Genomic DNA, 19486 nt, shown 5'->3' on the forward strand with positions numbered 1-19486 from the left:
CATTCGCGCCGCCTCCTGGCACCCTGCCGGGCGGCTCTCGAGTGATATCCACATGCCGCCCGGCTCCTTCTTCTCTCGAGGAGCATCCATGCCCGACGTACGCCCTGGCCGGCACGAGCTCGGCCAGAACTTTCTCACCGACAGGTCGGTACTCGACCGCATCGTCCATCTCGTCTCACAGCGGCAGGGTCCGCTGGTGGAGTGGGGCACCGGCAACGGTGCCGTCACCCTGGCGCTGGCCGAGCTGGGCCGTCCGCTGGAGGGGGTCGAGATCGACTCCCGCCGGGCCGCCGAGCTGCGCCGACGGACCGGTACGCACGTGTGCATCGCCGAGGGCGACATCCTGCGTCACGCGCCACCGCGGGACGCGGTCGTCGTCTCCAACGTCCCGTTCCACCTGACCACACCGATCCTGCGCCACCTGCTCGCCTCGACGACGTGGCGCCATGCCGTACTCCTCACCCAGTGGGAGGTCGCCCGCAAGCGCGCCGGCGTCGGCGGCACCACCCAGCTGACCGCGCAGTGGTGGCCGTGGTTCACCTTCACCCTCGACCGCCGCGTCCCCTCGACCGCGTTCCGTCCGCGGCCGAACGTCGACGGCGGGCTGCTGCTCATCGACCGCCGTCCCGTGCCGCTGCTCCCCGACACCGACATCCGTGACTTCCAGTCATGGGTGGCGCAGGTCTTCAGCAGCCGGGGCCGCGGGGTCGCCGAGATCCTGCGCCGCAACGGCGTCCCGGCTCGGCTCGCGGACCAGATCGCCCGGCGCCGCCGGCGATCGCAGGCGCCGGTGCTGCCGCGAGACCTACGCGCGGAGGACTGGGTCGAGGCGTACGCGGCGGTCTGATCCTTCGTCAAGGTATGCAGGAAAAGTCGCACATCCCCAGCGGAACTCCGCTGGGGATGTGCGCCTCCGGCTGCATACCCTTCGACAGGCTCAGGACACCGCCTTGACGAAGGGGCCGTGTCAGCCGAGGACGAGCACCAGGTCGCCGCCATCGACCGCCTGGGTGCCGGAGAAGGCGAGGCGGGAGACGGTGCCGTCGACGGGAGCGGTGATGGCGGCCTCCATCTTCATCGCCTCGATGGTGGCGACGGTGTCGCCGGCCTTGACCGTCTCGCCGGCAGCGACCGCGATGGTCACGACGCCCTGGAAGGGCGCTGCGACCTGGCCGGGCACCGAGGGGTCGGCCTTCTCGGCGGCAGCGACCTCGGCGGCGACGGAGCGGTCGCGCACCCCGATCGGGCGCAGGTGACCGTTGATCGTCCCCATGACGGTGCGGATGCCGCGCTCGTCGGGCTCGGAGACGGCGGTGAGCCCGAAGATGACGGTCTTGCCCTCGGAGAGCTCGACGACGTGCTCCTCGCCCTCGCGCAGACCGTAGAGGTAGTCGAGCGTCGAGATCACCGATACGTCGCCCCACTTCGAACGGGCCTCGGTGAAGTCCTTCGTCGGTCCGGGGAAGAGCAGCCGGTTGAGCGTCCCACGGCGGTCGGAGGCGAGCCCGGCGGCGTCCTCGGCCGACAGGGTCGGCGACGGCGCCTTCCAGGTGCGGCCGCCGATCGCCTTGCTGCGGAACGGCTCGGGCCAACCGCCCGGCGGGTCACCGAGCTCCCCGTTGAGGAAGCCGATGACGGAGGCCGGGATGTCGTACGCGGCCGGGTCGGCCTCGAACGCAGCAGGATCGGCCCCGGCCGCGACCAGCGACAGAGCCAGGTCGCCGATGACCTTGGATGACGGCGTGACCTTGGGGACGCGGCCGAGGATCGAGTTGGCCGCGGCGTACATGTCCTCGATCTGCTCGAACTTCTCGCCCAGCCCGAGCGCGATCGCCTGCTGGCGCAGGTTGGAGAGCTGGCCGCCCGGGATCTCGTGGCGGTAGACCCGGCCGGTCGGCGCGGGCAGTCCGGACTCGAAGGGCGCGTAGACGCGGCGTACGGCCTCCCAGTAGGGCTCGAGCGAGTTCACCGCGGCCAGCGAGAGACCGGTGGCGCGCGGGGTGTGGTCGGTCGCCGCGACCAGGGAGGAGAGCGGCGGCTGGGAGGTGGTCCCGGCCATCGACGCGGTGGCCGCGTCGACCGCGTCGACACCGGCCTCGATCGCGGCGGTCAGGGTGGCCAGCTGGCCACCGGCGGTGTCGTGGGTGTGCAGGTGGACCGGCAGGTCGAACCTCTCCCGCAGTGCGGTCACGAGCGTCCGTGCGGCAGGCGCCCGCAGCAGCCCGGCCATGTCCTTGATCGCCAGTACGTGCGCCCCGGCCGAGACGATCTCCTCGGCCAGCCGCAGGTAGTAGTCGAGCGTGTAGAGCTTCTCGTCCGGCGAGGAGAGGTCGCCGGTGTAGCACAGCGCCACCTCCGCGACGGACGTCCCGGTGGCCCGCACAGCGTCGATCGCCGGCCGCATCTGCGAGACGTCGTTCAAGGCGTCGAATATCCGGAACACGTCGATACCGGTCTCGGCGGCCTCCGAGACGAACGCGTCGGTGACCTCGGTCGGGTAGGGCGTGTAGCCCACCGTGTTGCGACCGCGCAGCAGCATCTGCAGGTTGACGTTGGGCACCGCCTCGCGCAGCGCGGCCAGCCGCTCCCACGGGTCCTCGGAGAGGAACCGGAGAGCCACGTCGTACGTCGCGCCACCCCATGCCTCCAGCGACCACAGCTGCGGTGTCAGCCGGGCGACATGGCCGGCGACGCCGAGCAGGTCGGTGGTGCGGACCCGCGTCGCCAGCAGCGACTGGTGGGCGTCGCGGAAGGTGGTGTCGGTGACCGCCACCGCCTCCTGGGCGCGCAGCGCGGCGGCGAAACCCTCCGGCCCGAGCTCACGAAGAAGGTCGCGAGAGCCGGCCGGCGGAGCCACCGACAGGTCGAGCTTCGGCAGCTTCTCGACCGGGTGGAGCGAGACCGGGGCGGCGCCGTGCGGCTGGTTGACGGTGACGTCTGCCAGGTAGGTGAGCAGCTTGGTGCCGCGGTCACCGGAGGCCCGCGCGGTCAGCAGCTGCGGGTGGGTCTCGATGAACGAGGTGGTGATCGAGCCCGAGATGAAGTCGGGGTCGTCGAGCAGCGCCTGCAGGAACGGGATGTTCGTCGCGACCCCGCGGATCCGGAACTCCGCCACGGCTCGGCGCGCCCGCGTCACGGCGTCGGCGAAGGTGCGCCCGCGACAGGTGAGCTTGGCGAGCATCGAGTCGAAGTGGGGCGAGACCTCGGCACCGGCGTACGTCGTGCCGCCGTCGACGCGGATCCCGGCACCGCCGGGGGAGCGGTAGGTGGTGATCATGCCCGTGTCGGGGCGGAAGTTGTTGGCGGGGTCCTCGGTGGTGATCCGGCACTGCATCGCAGCGCCGCGCAGCTGCACGGAGTCCTGGGTCAGCCCCAGGTCGGCCAGCGTCTCGCCGGCGGCGATCCTCATCTGCGAGCGGACCAGGTCGACGTCGGTGACCTCCTCGGTCACGGTGTGCTCGACCTGGATGCGCGGGTTCATCTCGATGAAGACGTAGTTGCCGGCCGGGTCGAGCAGGAACTCGACGGTGCCGGCACACGAGTAGCCGATCTCCTTCGCGAACCGCACCGCGTCCGCACACATGCGTTCGCGCAGCTCAGGGTCGAGATTGGGCGCGGGCGCGATCTCGACGACCTTCTGGTGGCGACGCTGCACCGAGCAGTCACGCTCGAAGAGGTGGATCACCTCACCGGTGCCGTCGGCGAGGATCTGCACCTCGATGTGACGCGGCTCGACCACTGCCTGCTCGATGAAGACGGTCGGGTCGCCGAAGGCGGCCTCGCCCTCGCGCATACAGGTCTCCACGGCCTCCCGGAGCTTCTCCGGCGAGTCGACCCGGCGCATCCCGCGACCGCCACCACCGGCGACGGCCTTCACGAACAACGGGTAGGGGAGGGCGGATGCGGCGGAGACGAGCGCGTCGACGTCGGTGGACGGCTCGACGGACTGCAGAGTGGGTACGCCGGCGGCCTTCGCCGCCGCGATGGCGGTGGCCTTGTTGCCGGTCAGCGTGAGGACCTCCGCCGACGGCCCGACGAAGGTGATCCCCGCCCGGGCGCAGGCCTCGGCCAGCGCCGGGTTCTCGGAGAGGAACCCGTAGCCGGGGTAGATGGCGTCCGCGCCGCTCTGCTTGGCGACCTCGACGATCGCGTCTGGATCCAAATAGGCCCGGATCGGATGGCCGAGCTCTCCGATCTGGTAGGCCTCGTCGGCCTTCAGCCGGTGCTCGGAGCCCCGGTCCTCATAAGGGAAGACGGCGACCGTCTTCGCACCCAACTCAAAGCCCGCACGGAAAGCTCGGATCGCGATCTCGCCGCGGTTGGCTACCAACACCTTCTTGAACATGGCGGTCACGCTACCCATCGGAAGTACGCCGTCCCAGGTTATGGGACGTTTCCTTTCAGTTGGTGGACACCCGACCTGCGCGAAGTGTGCGGATTCGTTGGGACCGCGCGACGGCTCGCGTCGATACCGTCGGCGGAATGAGACCCAAGACTCGACAGCGTCGTTCAGCCCTGGTCGCCCTCGCGGGCACGGCCCTGCTGGCCGGATCGCTCACCGGGATCGGGGCGGCGAGCTCGCCGGCCGCGGCGGCCGGCACCGTGAACTGCTCCGGTTCGATCAACGGCAAGGCCAGCGGCTACGTCCGGAAGCGCTCGATCAAGAACAGCACCGTGACCCAGAACTACCGCAGCGCCGGCACCGTCAGCTGGTCCCCGCGAGCCTGGATCGAGGTCGGCGGCGCCGGCGACGAGACCACCTGGAAGACCAGCTACATCGTGCCCGGCACCGACGGCACCGGCCGCACCGTGACCATCGGCGGGACCAACGGACAGTCCGTGCTGAGCGAGACCAAGGCCGCGCAGCTCTACCGCACCAACGGCTCCGCGGTGACCGGCTGGAGCCCCAAGAAGGTCGTGAACGGCCCGACGACGGCCGTCTACAGCGTCACCACCTCCGGCGTCGTACAGCAGACCGCGATCTCCTACTCCAGCGCGGGCGCTCGCCTCGGCACCACCACGAACCTGCCGGTCACCCTGCCGAGCACCACGACCGTCGCAGGCGTGTGGACGAGCCACAACGGGGTGATGTACAACCTGCTCTACTCGATCAACCCGACCACCAACAAGCTCGAGCAGATCGTCGTACGTCCCGACCGCCCGGCCGAGGCGAAGAAGTACGTCGTCCGCAGCCTCGGCACCGGCTGGCGCTACCTGTCGGTGCACAACTGCTACGACGCCGACGGGGCGGTCGCGGCCAAGGACATCGTGTTGATCAACCCGACGTCCGGCAACGCGGTGCGCATCCGCCAGAGCAGCGGGATCGGGCACAGCACGACCTTCTCGGCCTCGACCGCGGTCGGCACGAACGGTTCGTGGAAGTGGAGCGGGATCAGCAGCTAGGGGTCACCCTGGCCAGAGGTCGAGCAGGTCCCCCGGGCGCAGCCCGAGGGCGTGCTCGATGTCGCCGGGCGAGGTCTCGCGCAGATACTCCGAGACCAGCTGGGCCAGCTCCATCCAGTAGCCGCGCAAGGTCGACTCGGACAGGTACATCGACCGGCTCATCTCCGCGTACGTCAGTCCGCGGGCGCGATGGGCGAGGACCTCGCGTTGCCGCGGGGTGAGGACGGTGATGCTGCGGCGGCGTACGAGAACTTCGATGAGGCCGGTGATGCCCGGGGGGATCACCGGCTCATCGGAGGCCACGGCCCGGAAGGCCGCCTCGGCCTCCGCCAGGGTGGCCGACTTGGAGACCACACCCATCGCGCCGGCGGCGAGGCAGGCCGCGAGCACGAACCGCCGCTCCTCCTGGGAGTAGACGCAGACCCGGTAGCCGGCCTCGACGATGCGCCGGATGGCCGTGGTCCCCTGAGAGGCGTCGGGCTGCCCGGTGTTGGCGAGGTGGAGGTCCAGGATCACCACGTCGGCCTCCGGCCGCGCCGTGAGCAGCTCCTCGACGGAACCGTGGCTCGACACGAAGGTGAGATCGGGCAGGAGCAGGCTCAGCGAGGCGCGCATCACCGTCGCGTCGTCCACATGGGTGAACCGCGGCCCGGAGGTCACCTCGGACATCACGCCACCTCCGCGACGGTCGTCCGCGTGAGCGTGACGGTGGTGCCGAGGTCGCGGATGCTGCTGATCTCGACGGAGACCCCCGAGCGCGCGAGCTGCTCGACGACCACCTCCCGCAGACCGACGCCGAAGGCGGTCGCCGAGGTGTCGAAGCCGATGCCGTCGTCGTGCAGGGTGACCTCCCAGCCGGTGCCGTCCTCGTCCTCGGCGGCGTGCAGGACGACCCGGCCTGCCCGCGCGTGCTGACGCACGTTGAGGAGCAGGCTGCGCAGCGCGGCGGCCAGGTCGTCGGCGAGATCGCGCGGGAGCGCGACGTCCTGGGCGAGGTCTGCGACGACGGTGATCGGGAGGTCGTCGAACTCCGCGCCGACGGCGGTGACCACCGCGGCCAGGTTGGTCGCCTCGTTCACCGGCGGAGGGGTCTGACCGCTCAGATACGCGCGCATCCGGTTGAGCTCGACCTCGGCCTGCGACCGCAGCGCACCGTTGCCGTCGGCGGAGTCGGTCTCCACGAGCAGCCGCATCATCGCGGTGCCGTTGTGGATCGCGAGCCGGGCACGCCGCTCCTCCTCGGCCTTGGCCGCCTCGGCGGCATATCGCCGCGCCTCATCGGCCTCCGTCCCGATCCGCACGATCGTCTGACAGCCGAACCACGCCAGCGGCCCGAGGACCAGGAGCGTCAGGCAGGTGCTCAGCGCACCGGTGAGGTCGGCCCAGCCGTCCACGGTCGGCGCGATGTAGACCACCTCGGCGACCGCCAGCGAGGCGAGCAGGAACATCCACAGCCACCGCGAGCGTACGGCCGAGAGCCCGCACGACACGCACAGCGCATAGCCCAGCTGGAACCCCACCCAGGTGCCCGTACGCAGCTCCACGGGGACCGTCCACAGCCCCACGATCAGCAGCGCCACAGCCACGGCGACGTCGAGCACTGCGTACGTCACTCCTGGCGGCCGCCGGGTGACCAGGGTGATCGCCGTGATGGCGACGAGCATGCCGGTGGCCAGGATCCAGCTCGCTCCGGTCAGCCACGGGTGGTCGACACGGGAGAGCGCGGGCATCGCCGTCAGTAGCGACGGCGCCATCTGCGCGAGGGTCGCCAGCCGCATCCCGGCCACGAAGAACGCCACCAGACGCACGGCGGCTGCCCGAGTCGAGTGTGGCACCCGTGAATTGTCGCTGATGGGCGGGGGAACGGCGGAGCATGGGGCCAGGATCTGGCATCCGACGCCGGGCCGGTACCAACGAATCCGCAGGCGTCACCGGCCGATCAGGGTGTCACGCTGTTCGTCCATCTGCTCCCGCAGACCGCCCACGACGGCGGCCACGGCGGGCCGCCGCCAGGACTCCGGATGCACGACCGCCCAGTAGGGCAGCCGCTGGTGGATCTCCTCGTGAAGCATCCGGACGAGGTCGGGGTGCCGGTCGGCCATGAAGCAGGGCAGCAGGCCCAGGCCGGCTCCGGCCCGGGTCGCCTCGACGTGGACGAACACGTTCGTCGAGGTGACCGCGTCGCGGATGCCGGGCAGCAGCCGCCGGGGGATGTCGAGGTCGTCGACCTGGAGCATCGAGTCGACGAAGTAGACCAGGCGGTGGCGTACGGCCTCCTCGATCGTGCCGGGGGCGCCGTGACGCTCCAGATAGCCGGGGGAGGCGTAGAGGCCGAGCTCGTACTCACCCAGGTGCAGTGCCCGACCACGCATGACCGCCGGCTCGCCGACGACCACCTCGATGTCGACGCCGGAGCGGTGCTGTGCCGCCTGCCGGGTCACGGTGACGATCTCGACCGAGAGCTCGGGATGGTCCTGCCGCAGCGCGGCCACCGCCGGCGAGGCGATGTACGCGGCGAACCCGTCGGTCGTCGACATCCGGACCACGCCGGCCACCGGGTCGGCCGGCTCGTCGGCCGCCAGCCGGGCCAGCGACTCGGCGACTCCTTCGGCGGCCCGCGCGGCGCGCTCACCGAGCGCGGTCAGCGCCCACCCGTCGGAGCCGCGCACCAGGACCCGGCCGCCGAGGGCGCGCTCGAGGGCGGAGATGTTGCGACTGACCGTCGTGTGGGTCAGGCCCAGCGAGCGCGCGGCGGTGGTGAAGCGGCCGCTGCGGGCCACCTCCAGCAGCACCAGCAGCTGGTCGGCGGAGGGCGACGTCGACGGAGGGGTGGCCATGGGGCGACCCTATCGGCGAATGTGCATTTGCGTTCACGCCGTGTGCCAACATGCGCGTTGCAAGCACATTATGACCGCTGTCACACTCCCAGCCATGACCTCCACACAGCCGGGCGCCACCGCCGCCCCCAACGACCCAGTCGACGAGCAGGGCCTGCTCCGCAGGACCGTGGCGGCCTCCATGGCCGGCACGGTCGTGGAGTGGTACGACTTCTTCCTCTATGCCACCGCCTCGGCGCTCGTCTTCGCGAAGGTGATCATGCCGGCCACCGGCAACGCCTACGACGCGATCATCGCCGCCTTCGTGACGTACGCCATCGGGTTCGTCGCCCGGCCGCTGGGCGGCGTCGTCTTCGGCCACATCGGCGACCGCCTCGGCCGCAAGTACACGCTGCAGCTGACCATCATGCTGATCGGTGTCGCCACCGTGCTGATGGGCTGCCTGCCGACGTACGACCAGATCGGCCTCGCCGCGCCGATCGCCCTGGTGGTGCTGCGGTTCGTGCAGGGGCTCGCACTGGGTGGTGAGTGGGGCGGTGCCGTCCTGCTGGTCGCCGAGCACGCCCCCGACGACAGGCGCGCGACCTGGGCCGCCTGGCCGCAGGCCGCGGTGCCGGTGGGCAACCTGCTCGCCACGCTGGTGCTCACCGTGATGACCCTCGCGCTCTCCGACGCCGCCTTCCTGGCGTGGGGCTGGCGGGTCGCGTTCTGGCTCTCGGCCGTGGTGGTCGTCGTCGGCTACTTCATCCGCCGCTCGGTGACCGACTCGCCCATCTTCGAGGAGGCGAAGGCGGAGCAGAGCGATGCCGCCTCGACCGGCTACGGGGTCTTCGAGGTGCTCCGCCGCTACCCGCTGGGCGTGCTGAAGGGCATGGGTCTGCGGTTCGCGGAGAACATCATGTACTACCTGGTGGTCTCCTTCTCGATCGTCTACCTGGTCGAGGACCAGAAGATGGACCAGGGCGCGCTGCTCGGCCTGATCGCGGTCGCGCACGCCTGCCACTTCTTCTTCATCCTCGCCGTCGGCCGGATCGCCGATGGTGTCGGCCGCAAGCCGGTCTACCTGGTGGGTGCCGTGCTGGGCGCGACCTGGGGCTTCTGGGCGTTCCCGATGCTCGACACCAAGAACAACCTCGCGATCGTCGCGGCGCTGATCGCCGGTCTGGCCATCCACGCGCTGATGTACTCCACGCAGCCCGCGATCATGGCCGAGATGTTCCCGACCCGGATGCGCTACTCGGGCATCTCGATCTCCTACCAGGTGACCTCGATCTTCGCCGGCTCGCTCGCGCCGCTGCTGGCCATCGCCTGGCTCAAGGACACCGGCACCTGGACCAACACCGCGATCTACCTCGCCGTGGCAGGCATCATCACCGCACTCGTCGTGCTCACGCTCAAGGAGACCCGGGGCGCCTCGCTGCGGGCCCTGGACCGCGCCGACGCCGAGCGTGCTGCCGAGCGCGAGGTGAGCCCCGCGTGAGCTCAGCGACGACGGCCCCGCCAGTGCCGGTCGAGTCCGGTCGTACGCTGCGGGGCCGCCGCGCCCTGGTCACCGGCGGCGCCTCGGGGATCGGTGCGGCGGTGGCCCGCGAGCTCGCCGCACGTGGCGCGCGGGTCGTCGTCGCCGACCTGGCCGGCGATGCCGCTCACGCGCTCGCCGAGGAGATCGGCGGCGAGGCGTGGGTGGTGGACCTGACCGCCACCGAGGCCTTGGACGACCTCTCGCTGGAGGTCGACATCCTGGTCAACAACGCCGGGATCCAGCGGGTCAGCCCGATCGAGGAGTTCGACCCCGACGACTTCCGCACGATCCACTCGATCATGCTCGTCGCTCCGTTCCTGCTGGTCAGAGCTGCCTTGCCGCACATGTACGCCAACGGCTGGGGCCGCATCGTCAACATCTCCTCCGTGCACGGCCTGGTCGCCTCCCCCTTCAAGAGCGCCTACGTCTCGGCCAAGCACGGCCTGGAGGGACTCTCGAAGGTGACCGCCCTCGAGGGCGGTCCGCACGGGGTGACCAGCGTCTGCGTCAACCCGGGCTACGTGCGTACGCCGCTGGTGGAGAAGCAGATCGCCGACCAGGCCAAGGTGCACGGTGTCCCGGCCTCCGAGGTCGTCGAGCAGGTGCTCCTGCAGGACGTCGCGGTGAAGCGGCTGGTCGAGCCCGACGAGGTCGGCTCCCTTGTCGGCTGGCTCACCGGCCCGGACGCCTCGATGGTCTCCGGCGCCTCGTGGGCCATGGACGGTGGCTGGAGCGCCCGCTAGCCCGCTCAGGCCTGCGTACGCCACCAGTCCACCGTCGCCTTGGCCCCGGTCTCGAGCGGGGTGGGCGCCAGGCCGAGCAGGGTCTCGCTGGCCGAGGAGTCCAGCACGAACGGCTTGTCGAACTGGTAGATCATCTCGGCCAGCTCCCGGGTGCCGCCGTGCACCGCGCCGATCGCCTTCATCGTCCAAGTGGGGATGCGGCCGACCTTCGGGGCGGCGACCCCGGCCACGTCGGCATAGAGCTGGACCAGGGCGCGCTGCGAGAGCGCCGGCGCGGTGGGCGCGTGCAGGAAGGTGTTCCACAGGCTCTGCTCGTCGGCGGCCCTGATCATCGCGGCACCCAGGTCGGGGACGTACGTCCAGGAGTGCGGCGCGTCCGGGTCGCCGAGGACGCGCATGGTGCGGCCGGCGAGGACCGTCGGCACCATCCGCTCACCGGCGTGGGCGGTACGCACCAGCGGACCGTAGAAGTCCGAGGCCGCGACGCTGACCGTCGGGGTCGGGGAGGCGTCGCGGGCGCGGAGCAGCTCGACCCGCACCGCGGGCTTGCCGAAGTCGGCGTCGCGCGGCGTTTGCTCGGTCATCGGCCCGGTGACGTGGCCGTAGGCATAGAGGCTCTCCGGGAAGACGACCACGGCGCCGGCCCGCCCGGCGGCCTCGAGCACGACCTTCTCGGCCCGCGGGAGCTCGGCGCGCCAGGTGTCGGCGGCGTAGGCGCTGCCGTGCATGCAGTGGAAGACGGCGCTCGCGCCCGCCGCCGCCTGGGTGACGGTGTCGAGATCCGTGGCGTCGCCGCGCAGCCGCTCGATGCTCGCGTGCACCGGGCCGCTGCCGGAGCGGGTGAGGAGGCGTACGCGATCCCCGCGGTCGGCGAGCTGCTGGGCGATGGTCGCGCCGACGGGGCCGGCGCCGATGACGAGGTAGGTGCTGTTCATGACTGTCTCCTCTGCTGTGGTGGTCGAGCCCGTCTGGCCCGATTCCGAGAGCAGTGCTCTCGGAATGAGTCTGACGCAGGTCGGCCCGAAATGCAAGAGCAGTGCTCTCTTTTGTTGACAGTGCTCTCCTGATTGGGTCACGATGGCCCCATGACAGCCACCTCACGAGACGGGACGCCGCGCGAGCGGGCGAGGGCGCAGACGATGGACGAGATCGTCCGGATCGGTCGCGAGCACCTGGCGGTCGATGGCGCCGCCGCGCTCTCGCTGCGCGCGGTCGCCCGCGACCTCGGCGTGGTCTCCTCGGCGGTCTATCGCTACGTGAAGAACCGCGACGAGCTGCTGACCCTGCTCCTCGTCTCCGGGTACGACGAGCTCGGCGACGCCGTCGACGCCGCCGTCGCCTCTGCCCCCTCGGACGACTACCGCGCCCAGTTCCTGGCGCTCGGCCGCGCGGTCAGGTCCTGGGCGCTCGCCGAGCCGGCGACGTACGCCCTGCTCTTCGGGTCACCGGTCCCCGGCTATGCCGCACCCGATGAGCGCACCAGCGTGCCCGGCACCCGGGTCCCGACCGCGATGCTGCGGGTGTGCGCCGGTGCGCTCGCCGCCGGGCGGCTGGCTGTCCCCGAACGGCCGGCGGGGATCTCACCCGAGCTCGAGGTGGGGCTCCAGGGCATCCGCGACCAGCTCGGTCTCGACCTGCCCGACTCGGGGCTCACCCGCGGCATACTCGTCTGGACGAGCCTCTTCGGCCGAGTCAGCTTCGAGGTCTTCGGCCAGTTCGGCCCTGATGCTTTCGGCGACCCTGCCACCCTCTTCGAGCTTCACCTGGCCGTGCTGGCCGACGAGCTCGGGTTGTGACGCGGATGCTCACCGAGTTACCTCGGTGAGTGGGCACTGCCTTCGTGGAGTTCCACGAAGAAAGCGGCCGTTCACCGAGGTACCTCGGTGAACGGCCGCCGCCAGCTCGAGCCGGCTACTTGATCTCGGCGATCACGGCGCCGTTGGCGACGGTCTCGCCTACGGTGGCGTTGAGGCCGGTGATGGTGCCGCTCTTGTGGGCCTTGAGGGGTTGTTCCATCTTCATGGCTTCGATGACCACGACCACGTCGCCCTCGGCGACCTCCTGGCCCTCCTCGACGGCGATCTTGACGATCGTGCCCTGCATCGGTGAGGTGACCGAGTCACCCGAGGCCGCTGCGCCGGCCTTCTTCGCGGCCCGCTTGGGCTTCTTCGCCGCCCCGCCACCGCCGCCGACCGCGAGGCCGCCGAGCCCGGCGGGCAGGGAGACGTTGAGGCGTTTGCCGCCGACCTCGACTACGACGGTCTGGCGCTCGACTGCCTCTTCGGCCTCGCCCAGACCGCCGGCGTACGGGGTGATCTGGTTGTCGAAGTCGGTCTCGATCCAGGTGGTGTAGACCTCGAAGGAGCCGTTCTCGGCGGTGTAGGCGGGGTCGTTGACCACGGCCTGGTGGAAGGGGATCGCGGTGGGCATGCCGTCGACCTTGAACTCGTCCAGCGCGCGGCGCGAGCGCTCCAGGGCCTGCTCACGCGAGGAGCCGGTGATGATCAGCTTGGCGATGAGGGAGTCGAAGGCGCCCGGGATGGTCTCGCCCTTCTCATACCCGCCGTCCAGACGCACCCCGGGTCCGGCCGGGGGTGCCCACTCGGTCAGGGTGCCGGGGGCGGGCATGAAGTTGTTGCCGCCGTCCTCGGCGTTGATCCGGTACTCGATGGAGTGGCCGCGGACCTCGGGGTCGTCGTAGCCCAGCTCTTCACCGGCCGCGATGCGGAACATCTCCCGGACCAGGTCGAGGCCGGTGACTTCTTCGGAGACGCAGTGTTCGACCTGGAGGCGGGTGTTGACCTCGAGGAAGGAGATGGTGCCATCGGCGGCGACGAGGAATTCACAGGTCCCGGCGCCGACGTAGCCGGCCTCTCGCAAGATGGCCTTGGAGGATTCGTAGAGGCGTTTGGTCTGCTCCTCGCTCAGGAACGGGGCGGGGGCTTCCTCGACCAGTTTCTGGTGGCGGCGCTGCAGGGAGCAGTCGCGGGTGGAGACCACGACCACGTTGCCGTGGGTATCGGCCAGACACTGGGTCTCGACGTGGCGGGGCTTGTCGAGGAACTTCTCCACCAGACACTCCCCGCGACCGAAGGCACCCACGGCCTCACGGACCGCGGATTCGTACAGGTCGGGGATCTCCTCCAGGGTGCGGGCGACCTTGAGGCCGCGGCCGCCGCCACCGAAGACGGCCTTGATCGCGACCGGCAGGCCGTGCTCGGTGGCGAAGGCGGTGATCTCGGAGGCGTCCTTGACCGGGTCCTTGAGACCTGGGGCCAACGGGGCACCGGCCTTGAGGGCGATCTGCTTGGCCTTGGCCTTGTCCCCGAGGGCGTCGATGGCTTCGGGGGAGGGACCGATCCAGGTCAGGCCGGCGTTGATCACGGCGGTGGCGAAGTCGGCGTTCTCGGCGAGGAACCCGTAGCCGGGGTGGACCGAGTCCGCCCCCGACTGGGCCGCGACGTCGAGGATCTTCTCGATGGAGAGGTAGGACTCTGCCGGGGTCGCGCCACCGAGGGAGTAGGACTCATCGGCCAGTCGCACGAACAGTGCGTCACGGTCGGGCTCGGCATAGATCGCGACCGACCCGATCCCGGCGTCCTTGCACGCACGGATCACTCGCACGGCGATCTCACCGCGGTTGGCGATCAACACCTTTGTCAGTGGCTTGCTCAACGAGAACTCCTCCGTCGTGAATGCTTGGACATGCTAGGGGAGACCATCTCGCCCTCACGCCAGCCGCCCGTAACGATTGTCACACCTCGGTGAGCTGAGCGAGCGAAGAGGTTACTCGGCGGTACACGGCGTCGTCGACGAGCACGCCCGCATGCCGCAGCGCCAGCACGGCCGCTCCGGCGAGGCCGTCGGTGGCGACCACCGCCCCGGGAGCGACCCTCGCGGCGAAGTCGGGCTGCCGGGCCAGGACGCTCCCGGCCGCGACCAACGGCCCCTCGACATCAGGCGTACGCACCGCCGCCAGCGTCTCCCGCAGCCCTGCGGCAGCCCGGTCGAGGATGCCCGCGGCGACCTCGTCGCCGGCACCTGCCGCGGTGAAGACGAGCGCGGCGAAGTCGGCCAGCCGCAAAGGAGGCATTGCGTAGAGCGCCGCCGTCGCCGCGACGAGGGTCCCGGTCCGTCCGCCTTGTGGCCGCTCGTCCCGGACGGTGCCGAGCCGGTCCAGCAGCAGGTCGGTCAGCAGCGTCGCGGCGCCCCGCCCGTCGAGCGGCGCCAGCCCGGCACGTACGACCTCCCGGCCCAGCCAGAAGCCCGAGCCGACATCCCCGATCAGCCAACCCAGCCCGTCCGAGATCCCGGCCAGCCGACCGTCCTCGACCCGCACCGCCGACGCCCCCGTGCCAGAGAGCAGCACGTAGCCATCAGGCGCCGCCGTCCCCGAGAAGTACGCCGCCAGCACATCGAAGTCGAAGACCGGCTCGACCGCGACCAGATCGGAGAGAGCGGCCACGATCGCGGACCGATGACCGGGGTCGCCCGCCCCCGCCACCGCCAGTGCGGCGCCGTCGAGCCGGGCGGTGTTCGCCGAGGTCACGGCCTGGGTGACCGCGGCCCTGATCGCTGTCGTGGCAGCGTCGATTCCGGCGGAGGTCGGGTTGCCGCTGCCGGCCTTCCCGATGCCTCCGCAACGTCCGTCAGAGGAGACGACGACGGCGCGAGTGCTGGTGCCTCCCGCGTCGAGTCCCAGATAGTTGTGAGTCATTGACACCGTTTCGTAACAGAAAACCATTGCCAGGCGTACTCTCTCCAAATAGTTTTCGTGCGCAGGGCTCGGCATACGGTCGCGGCCCGAGTTTGCAAAGTGGGTGGACTAATTGACCAGTGACGTGTTCGCGACCTTCGATGAGCAGGTTCGCACACGCCTGTCCGAGCTGCAGTCCGTGGCCCAGTCCGGCGGCCTCGACAAGGCGGTCGAGGCGATGGTCGGCAGCATCCGCAACGGCGGTGTGCTGCAGGCCTTCGGCACCGGTCACTCCCAGGCGTTCGCGATGGAGATCGCCGGACGGGCCGGCGGCCTGATCCCCACCCACGCCATCGCTCTGCGCGACACGGTCCTCAAGGGCGACCGGCCGGCGAGCGATCTCGAGGGCGGCCTCCTCGAGCGCGACACCAACATCGCCAACGAGCTCTGGGAGCTCCACGAGTTCCACCCCGAGGACGTCTTCCTCATCGCGTCCAACTCCGGTGTCAACGGCTCCATCGTCGGCATCGCGCTGCGCGCGAAGGAGGAGGGCCATACGGTGATCGCGGTGACCAGCCTCGAGCACACCAACGCGGTCACCCCCAAGCACCCCAGCGGCAAGCGCCTGGCCGAGATCGCCGACGTGGTGATCGACAACCTGGCTCCGTTCGGCGATGCCACGGTGCCCGTCGGTGACGGCGGCGTACTCGCCGGTGCCGTCTCCTCCATCACGGCGGCCTACATCGCCCAGCTCCTGACCCTCGCCACCGCCGCGAGGATCCAGGAGGCAGGCGAGACCCCGCCCCTCTATCTCTCCGCCAATATCCCGGGTGGCGATGAGCACAACGATGCGTTGAAGGCTCGCTACGGCGAGCGCATCGGAAGCATGGCCTGAACACCCGTAATGAAGAAGTAACGAGGAACCCACCCGAAAGAAGGCAGCACGATGTCCCAGCAGCTTCACCGGCTCGACCGCCGGACCCTTCTGCGCGGCACCCTCGCCGGCGCGGCTCTCGTGTCGTTCTCCGGAGCGCTCGCCGCGTGTGGCGCGCCCGGTAGCGACTCCGACAACTCCGGCGGTGGCACCAAGTCCGCGTCGAACCCGTTCGGCATGCCCAAGGACGGCACCGTCGACGCAGTGATCTTCGACGGTGGCTACGGCTACGACTACGTCGAGTTCGCCGCCGGCATCGTCGGCAAGGAGTTCGCTGACGCCAACCTCAAGGTCAGCGCCACCACCAAGATCGCCACGGAGCTGCAGCCGCGCTTCGTCGGCGGCACGCCCCCGGACCTGATCGACAACTCGGGTGCGGACCTGATCGGCTTCAGCTCGATCGCCGCCCAGCTCGAGGAGCTCGACGACGTCTTCGAGGCCGACAGCTACGAGGGCGTCAAGATCGAGGACACCCTCTACCCGAACGTGAAGGTCCCCGGCACCTACAGCGACCGGTTCGTGGCGATCAACTACGTCATGACCCTCTACGGCGTGTGGTACTCCGCCTCGCTCTTCGAGGAGAACGGCTGGACCGCGCCGAAGACCTGGGACGAGGCGCTCGACCTGGGTGCCAAGGCCAAGGCCAAGAAGAAGTACCTCTGGACCTGGGGCAAGGAGGCGGCGACCTACTACCGCACCCTGGTGATCGACTCGGCGGCGAAGGAGGGCGGCGACGAGGTGCGCCTCGGGCTCGAGAACCTCGAGAAGGGCATCTGGTCCCACCAGGTCATCCAGGACATCCTGGGCAAGCTCGGCGAGATGGTCAGCCAGGACATGTTCATCCCGGGCGGCGCCGGCACCCAGTTCACCGCCGCGCAGGCCAAGTGGTCCAACGACCAGCAGGCGCTCCTCTACCCGAGCGGCGGCTGGATCGAGAACGAGATGAAGGACGCCACCAAGGAAGGCTTCGAGATGACCGGCATCCCGGAGTTCGTCCTCAGTGACAGCCCGGCGCTGCCGTACGAGGCCGTCCGAGCCGCGGCCGGCGAGGCATTCATCGTCCCGAGCAAGGCGAAGAACCCTGCTGGTGGCAAGGAGATCCTCCGCGCCATGCTGTCGAAGGAGGCCGCGACCAACTTCGCCAAGACGAAGCTCGCGCCGACCATCGTCAAGGACACCATCCCTGCCGACGGGTTCGGCTCCGCGGCGCTGAAGTCGCAGAGCGCGATGCTCGACGCCGCTGGTGAGAACACCTTCAACTTCCAGTTCTACGACTACTACGGCACCAACGCCGACGAGCTCGTCGTGTGGAACTCGTTCCTCTCCGGTGACCTCGACGTCAAGGGCCTGACCAAGGCAGTCCAGGGCATCTTCGACAAGGTCGCCGACGACTCATCGATCGAGAAGCTCAAGGTTTCCTGACACCATGCCAGACCCATCCACCACGATGGCCATGACGGCCGGCGGCCCCTCCGAGGAGAATCCTTGGGGGGCCGCCCCCGGCCGGCGCCGCCGCAAGCTCACCCTCGACCGGGCACTGTTCATGACGGTCTTCCTCGGCCTCCCGGTCGCGGTCTTCGTCATCTTCGTCGTGGTCCCGATCGGGCAGGCCCTCTTCTACTCGCTCACGGACTGGACCGGCTTCTCCCCGGTCATGAACTTCGTCGGCCTGGACAACTACGCCAAGCTGCTCGACGACGAGACCTTCCTCAAGGCGCTGCGCAACAACATCCTGCTCACCCTCGTGGTGCCGCTGGTGACTCTGGTCGCGGCGCTGGCGATCGCGGTGGTCGTGACCACCGCCGGTCCGAGCACCGGTCAGGTCCGCGGGCTGAACGGATCCGGCTTCTACCGGGTCGTCTCGTTCTTCCCCTACGCCGTCCCGGCCGTCGTCATCGGTCTCCTCTGGGCGCAGGTCTACGACCCTGCCGCGGGCCTGCTCAACGGCATGCTCACCGGCATCGGCCTCGACGGGTTCAAGGACTACGCCTGGCTCGGGGAGGTGCGTGCGGCGATGCCGGCCTCGATGTTCGTGATCATCTGGGCGAGCATCGGCTTCTACACAGTGCTCTTCGTGGCTGCCATCAAGGGCGTACCCGCGGAGATCTACGAGGCCGCCCGCATCGACGGCGCCGGCCGCTTCCGCACCGCCATCTCGATCACGCTCCCCTCGATCCGTGACAACGTGCAGACGGCCTACATCTACCTGGGGATCCTCACCCTCGATGCGTACGTCTTCATGGCGGCGCTCGCCCCCGGTGGCGGTCCTGCCAACAGCACGCTGACGATGAGCCAGCACCTGATGAACACCGCTTTCAAGAAGAGCCAGTTCGGCTACGCCACCTCGATGGGCGTGGTGCTCGCCCTGGTCACGCTGCTCTTCGCCGCCCTGGTCTTCGTCGTCTTCCACTTCGCTGGCGGACGGGACAAGAAGGGAGACGTACGCTGATGAGCACCGTCACTCTGGACAAGCCGGTCGCTGCCCGCTCGGAGGGCGGGCGACGTACGCCCGGCGACGCACTGGTCGCCGGCACCTCGCACACGATGCTGATCATCTGGTCGGTGATCGTCATCGTGCCGTTCTGCTGGGTGGTGCTCTCCTCGTTCAAGACGTCGAAGGAGATCCTGTCCTCGCCGTTCTCGCTGCCCGCGGAGTGGAGCTTCGACAACTACGCCAGCGCCTGGACCAAGGCCGGCATCGGGACGTACTTCTTCAACACCGTCATCGTCGTCGGCACCGCCTTGGTGCTGGTGATGCTGCTGGGGGCGATGTGCGCCTACGTGCTGGCGCGGTTCGAGTTCTTCGGCCGCAGGGTCATCTACTACACGATGCTCGCCGGTCTGACCTTCCCGGTCTTCCTGGTCATCGTGCCGCTGTTCTTCGTGCTCCAGGGATTCGGGCTGCTCAACACGCTGCCCGGGCTGATCCTCACCTACGTGGCCTACGCGCTGCCGTTCACCGTCTTCTTCCTCTACGCCTTCTTCAAGACGCTGCCCGACGACGTCTACGAGGCGGCGATGATGGACGGTGCGGGCGAGTGGCGCACCTTCTTCCAGATCATGCTGCCGATGGCCGCGCCCGGGATGGCCGGGGTGGCGATCTTCAACTTCCTGGGGCTGTGGAACCAGTTCCTGCTCCCGGTGGCGCTCAACACCGACCGGGACAACTACGTGCTCACCCAGGGGATGGCGTCGTTCTCGTCCCAGGCGGGCTACAACGTCGACTTCGGTGCGCTCTTCGCCGGTGTGGTGCTGACCGTGCTTCCGGTGCTGGTCGTCTACCTGATCTTCCAGCGGAGGATCGCCGGGACGGTCTCGACGGGCACGTTCCGCTGATCCGTATCTGACCCG

At 69.7% G+C, this 19486-nt stretch carries 16 protein-coding genes; 9 read left to right on the forward strand and 7 right to left on the reverse strand.

What is annotated here, in order from left to right:
* Positions 1 to 88 precede the first annotated feature (88 nt).
* The gene (gene erm, locus ACIRON_RS26045) at positions 89 to 847 is read left to right on the forward strand and encodes a 23S ribosomal RNA methyltransferase Erm (RefSeq protein WP_402996919.1); all 759 of its coding nucleotides are present in this window, start codon (positions 89 to 91) and stop codon (positions 845 to 847) included.
* A 120-nt stretch (positions 848 to 967) separates the two neighbouring features.
* On the opposite strand, the gene ACIRON_RS26050 is transcribed toward erm, so the two are convergent.
* On the reverse strand, positions 968 to 4345 hold the full coding sequence (locus tag ACIRON_RS26050) for a pyruvate carboxylase (RefSeq protein WP_402996921.1): 3378 nt from the start codon (positions 4343 to 4345) through the stop codon (positions 968 to 970).
* Positions 4346 to 4482: 137 nt separating this feature from the next.
* Between ACIRON_RS26050 and ACIRON_RS26055 the strand changes: the two genes are divergently transcribed.
* Positions 4483 to 5403: a hypothetical protein gene (locus tag ACIRON_RS26055; RefSeq protein WP_402996923.1), complete on the forward strand. Its 921-nt coding sequence runs from the start codon at positions 4483 to 4485 to the stop codon at positions 5401 to 5403.
* Between the two features lie 3 nt (positions 5404 to 5406).
* Here ACIRON_RS26055 and ACIRON_RS26060 read toward each other — a convergent pair whose 3' ends face one another.
* The 3 genes from ACIRON_RS26060 to ACIRON_RS26070 form a co-directional block, all read right to left on the reverse strand.
* Entirely contained in the window at positions 5407 to 6072 is a 666-nt protein-coding gene (locus tag ACIRON_RS26060) for a hypothetical protein (protein ID WP_402996925.1), read from the reverse strand.
* Positions 6072 to 7238 (reverse strand): hypothetical protein, encoded by a 1167-nt coding sequence (locus tag ACIRON_RS26065; protein WP_402996927.1) that lies wholly within the window; start codon positions 7236 to 7238, stop codon positions 6072 to 6074. Before ACIRON_RS26065 ends, ACIRON_RS26060 begins: the two co-directional genes overlap by 1 nt.
* Before the next feature lie 93 nt (positions 7239 to 7331).
* Entirely contained in the window at positions 7332 to 8240 is a 909-nt protein-coding gene (locus tag ACIRON_RS26070; protein ID WP_402996929.1) for a LysR family transcriptional regulator, read from the reverse strand.
* Between the two features lie 94 nt (positions 8241 to 8334).
* On the opposite strand from ACIRON_RS26070, the gene ACIRON_RS26075 reads away from it, so the two are divergent.
* Together ACIRON_RS26075 and ACIRON_RS26080 are read left to right on the forward strand one after the other, a co-directional pair.
* Positions 8335 to 9720 carry an MFS transporter gene (locus ACIRON_RS26075; protein ID WP_402996931.1) on the forward strand — a complete coding sequence of 462 codons (1386 nt, stop codon included), beginning with the start codon at positions 8335 to 8337 and terminating at the stop codon, positions 9718 to 9720.
* Positions 9717 to 10505 (forward strand): 3-hydroxybutyrate dehydrogenase, encoded by a 789-nt coding sequence (locus ACIRON_RS26080; protein ID WP_402996933.1) that lies wholly within the window; start codon positions 9717 to 9719, stop codon positions 10503 to 10505. The genes ACIRON_RS26075 and ACIRON_RS26080 overlap by 4 nt, the downstream gene beginning before the upstream one ends.
* A gap of 5 nt (positions 10506 to 10510) precedes the next feature.
* Here ACIRON_RS26080 and ACIRON_RS26085 read toward each other — a convergent pair whose 3' ends face one another.
* Positions 10511 to 11440 carry an NAD-dependent epimerase/dehydratase family protein gene (locus ACIRON_RS26085; RefSeq protein ID WP_402996935.1) on the reverse strand — a complete coding sequence of 310 codons (930 nt, stop codon included), beginning with the start codon at positions 11438 to 11440 and terminating at the stop codon, positions 10511 to 10513.
* Between the two features lie 150 nt (positions 11441 to 11590).
* Here ACIRON_RS26085 and ACIRON_RS26090 point away from each other — a divergent pair, with 150 nt between their 5' ends.
* Complete coding sequence (locus ACIRON_RS26090; RefSeq protein ID WP_402996937.1) at positions 11591 to 12301, forward strand: TetR/AcrR family transcriptional regulator; 711 nt, start codon at positions 11591 to 11593, stop codon at positions 12299 to 12301.
* 115 nt (positions 12302 to 12416) lie between these two features.
* On the opposite strand, the gene ACIRON_RS26095 is transcribed toward ACIRON_RS26090, so the two are convergent.
* Both ACIRON_RS26095 and ACIRON_RS26100 read right to left on the reverse strand, forming a co-directional pair.
* On the reverse strand, positions 12417 to 14168 hold the full coding sequence (locus ACIRON_RS26095; RefSeq protein WP_402996972.1) for an acetyl/propionyl/methylcrotonyl-CoA carboxylase subunit alpha: 1752 nt from the start codon (positions 14166 to 14168) through the stop codon (positions 12417 to 12419).
* A 91-nt stretch (positions 14169 to 14259) separates the two neighbouring features.
* Complete coding sequence (locus ACIRON_RS26100; RefSeq protein WP_402996939.1) at positions 14260 to 15222, reverse strand: N-acetylglucosamine kinase; 963 nt, start codon at positions 15220 to 15222, stop codon at positions 14260 to 14262.
* Positions 15223 to 15334: 112 nt separating this feature from the next.
* On the opposite strand from ACIRON_RS26100, the gene ACIRON_RS26105 reads away from it, so the two are divergent.
* From ACIRON_RS26105 to ACIRON_RS26120, 4 genes are read left to right on the forward strand one after another with little or no spacing between them, the layout of a single operon-like run.
* Entirely contained in the window at positions 15335 to 16096 is a 762-nt protein-coding gene (locus tag ACIRON_RS26105; RefSeq protein ID WP_402996941.1) for a sugar isomerase domain-containing protein, read from the forward strand.
* Between the two features lie 51 nt (positions 16097 to 16147).
* Entirely contained in the window at positions 16148 to 17557 is a 1410-nt protein-coding gene (gene ngcE, locus ACIRON_RS26110) for an N-acetylglucosamine/diacetylchitobiose ABC transporter substrate-binding protein (protein WP_402996943.1), read from the forward strand.
* A 4-nt stretch (positions 17558 to 17561) separates the two neighbouring features.
* Positions 17562 to 18584: a carbohydrate ABC transporter permease gene (locus tag ACIRON_RS26115; RefSeq protein WP_402996945.1), complete on the forward strand. Its 1023-nt coding sequence runs from the start codon at positions 17562 to 17564 to the stop codon at positions 18582 to 18584.
* Positions 18584 to 19471 carry a carbohydrate ABC transporter permease gene (locus ACIRON_RS26120; protein WP_402996947.1) on the forward strand — a complete coding sequence of 296 codons (888 nt, stop codon included), beginning with the start codon at positions 18584 to 18586 and terminating at the stop codon, positions 19469 to 19471. The genes ACIRON_RS26115 and ACIRON_RS26120 overlap by 1 nt, the downstream gene beginning before the upstream one ends.
* Positions 19472 to 19486 lie beyond the last annotated feature (15 nt).

This window comes from Nocardioides sp. NPDC101246, from assembly GCF_044767415.1.
Taxonomy (GTDB): Bacteria; Actinomycetota; Actinomycetes; order Propionibacteriales; family Nocardioidaceae; genus Nocardioides.

Bases quoted from the DNA above. Each gene is read 5' to 3' on its own strand.
- ACIRON_RS26075 (WP_402996931.1), top strand. From the start codon at position 8,335: ATGACCTCCACACAGCCGGGCGCCACCGCCGCCCCCAACGACCCAGTC.
- ACIRON_RS26090 (WP_402996937.1), top strand. From the start codon at position 11,591: ATGACAGCCACCTCACGAGACGGGACGCCGCGCGAGCGGGCGAGGGCG.
- ACIRON_RS26060 (WP_402996925.1), bottom strand. From the start codon at position 6,072: ATGTCCGAGGTGACCTCCGGGCCGCGGTTCACCCATGTGGACGACGCG.
- erm (WP_402996919.1), top strand. From the start codon at position 89: ATGCCCGACGTACGCCCTGGCCGGCACGAGCTCGGCCAGAACTTTCTC.
- ngcE (WP_402996943.1), top strand. From the start codon at position 16,148: ATGTCCCAGCAGCTTCACCGGCTCGACCGCCGGACCCTTCTGCGCGGC.
- ACIRON_RS26050 (WP_402996921.1), bottom strand. From the start codon at position 4,345: ATGTTCAAGAAGGTGTTGGTAGCCAACCGCGGCGAGATCGCGATCCGA.
- ACIRON_RS26100 (WP_402996939.1), bottom strand. From the start codon at position 15,222: ATGACTCACAACTATCTGGGACTCGACGCGGGAGGCACCAGCACTCGC.
- ACIRON_RS26120 (WP_402996947.1), top strand. From the start codon at position 18,584: ATGAGCACCGTCACTCTGGACAAGCCGGTCGCTGCCCGCTCGGAGGGC.
- ACIRON_RS26085 (WP_402996935.1), bottom strand. From the start codon at position 11,440: ATGAACAGCACCTACCTCGTCATCGGCGCCGGCCCCGTCGGCGCGACC.
- ACIRON_RS26070 (WP_402996929.1), bottom strand. From the start codon at position 8,240: ATGGCCACCCCTCCGTCGACGTCGCCCTCCGCCGACCAGCTGCTGGTG.
- ACIRON_RS26055 (WP_402996923.1), top strand. From the start codon at position 4,483: ATGAGACCCAAGACTCGACAGCGTCGTTCAGCCCTGGTCGCCCTCGCG.
- ACIRON_RS26115 (WP_402996945.1), top strand. From the start codon at position 17,562: ATGCCAGACCCATCCACCACGATGGCCATGACGGCCGGCGGCCCCTCC.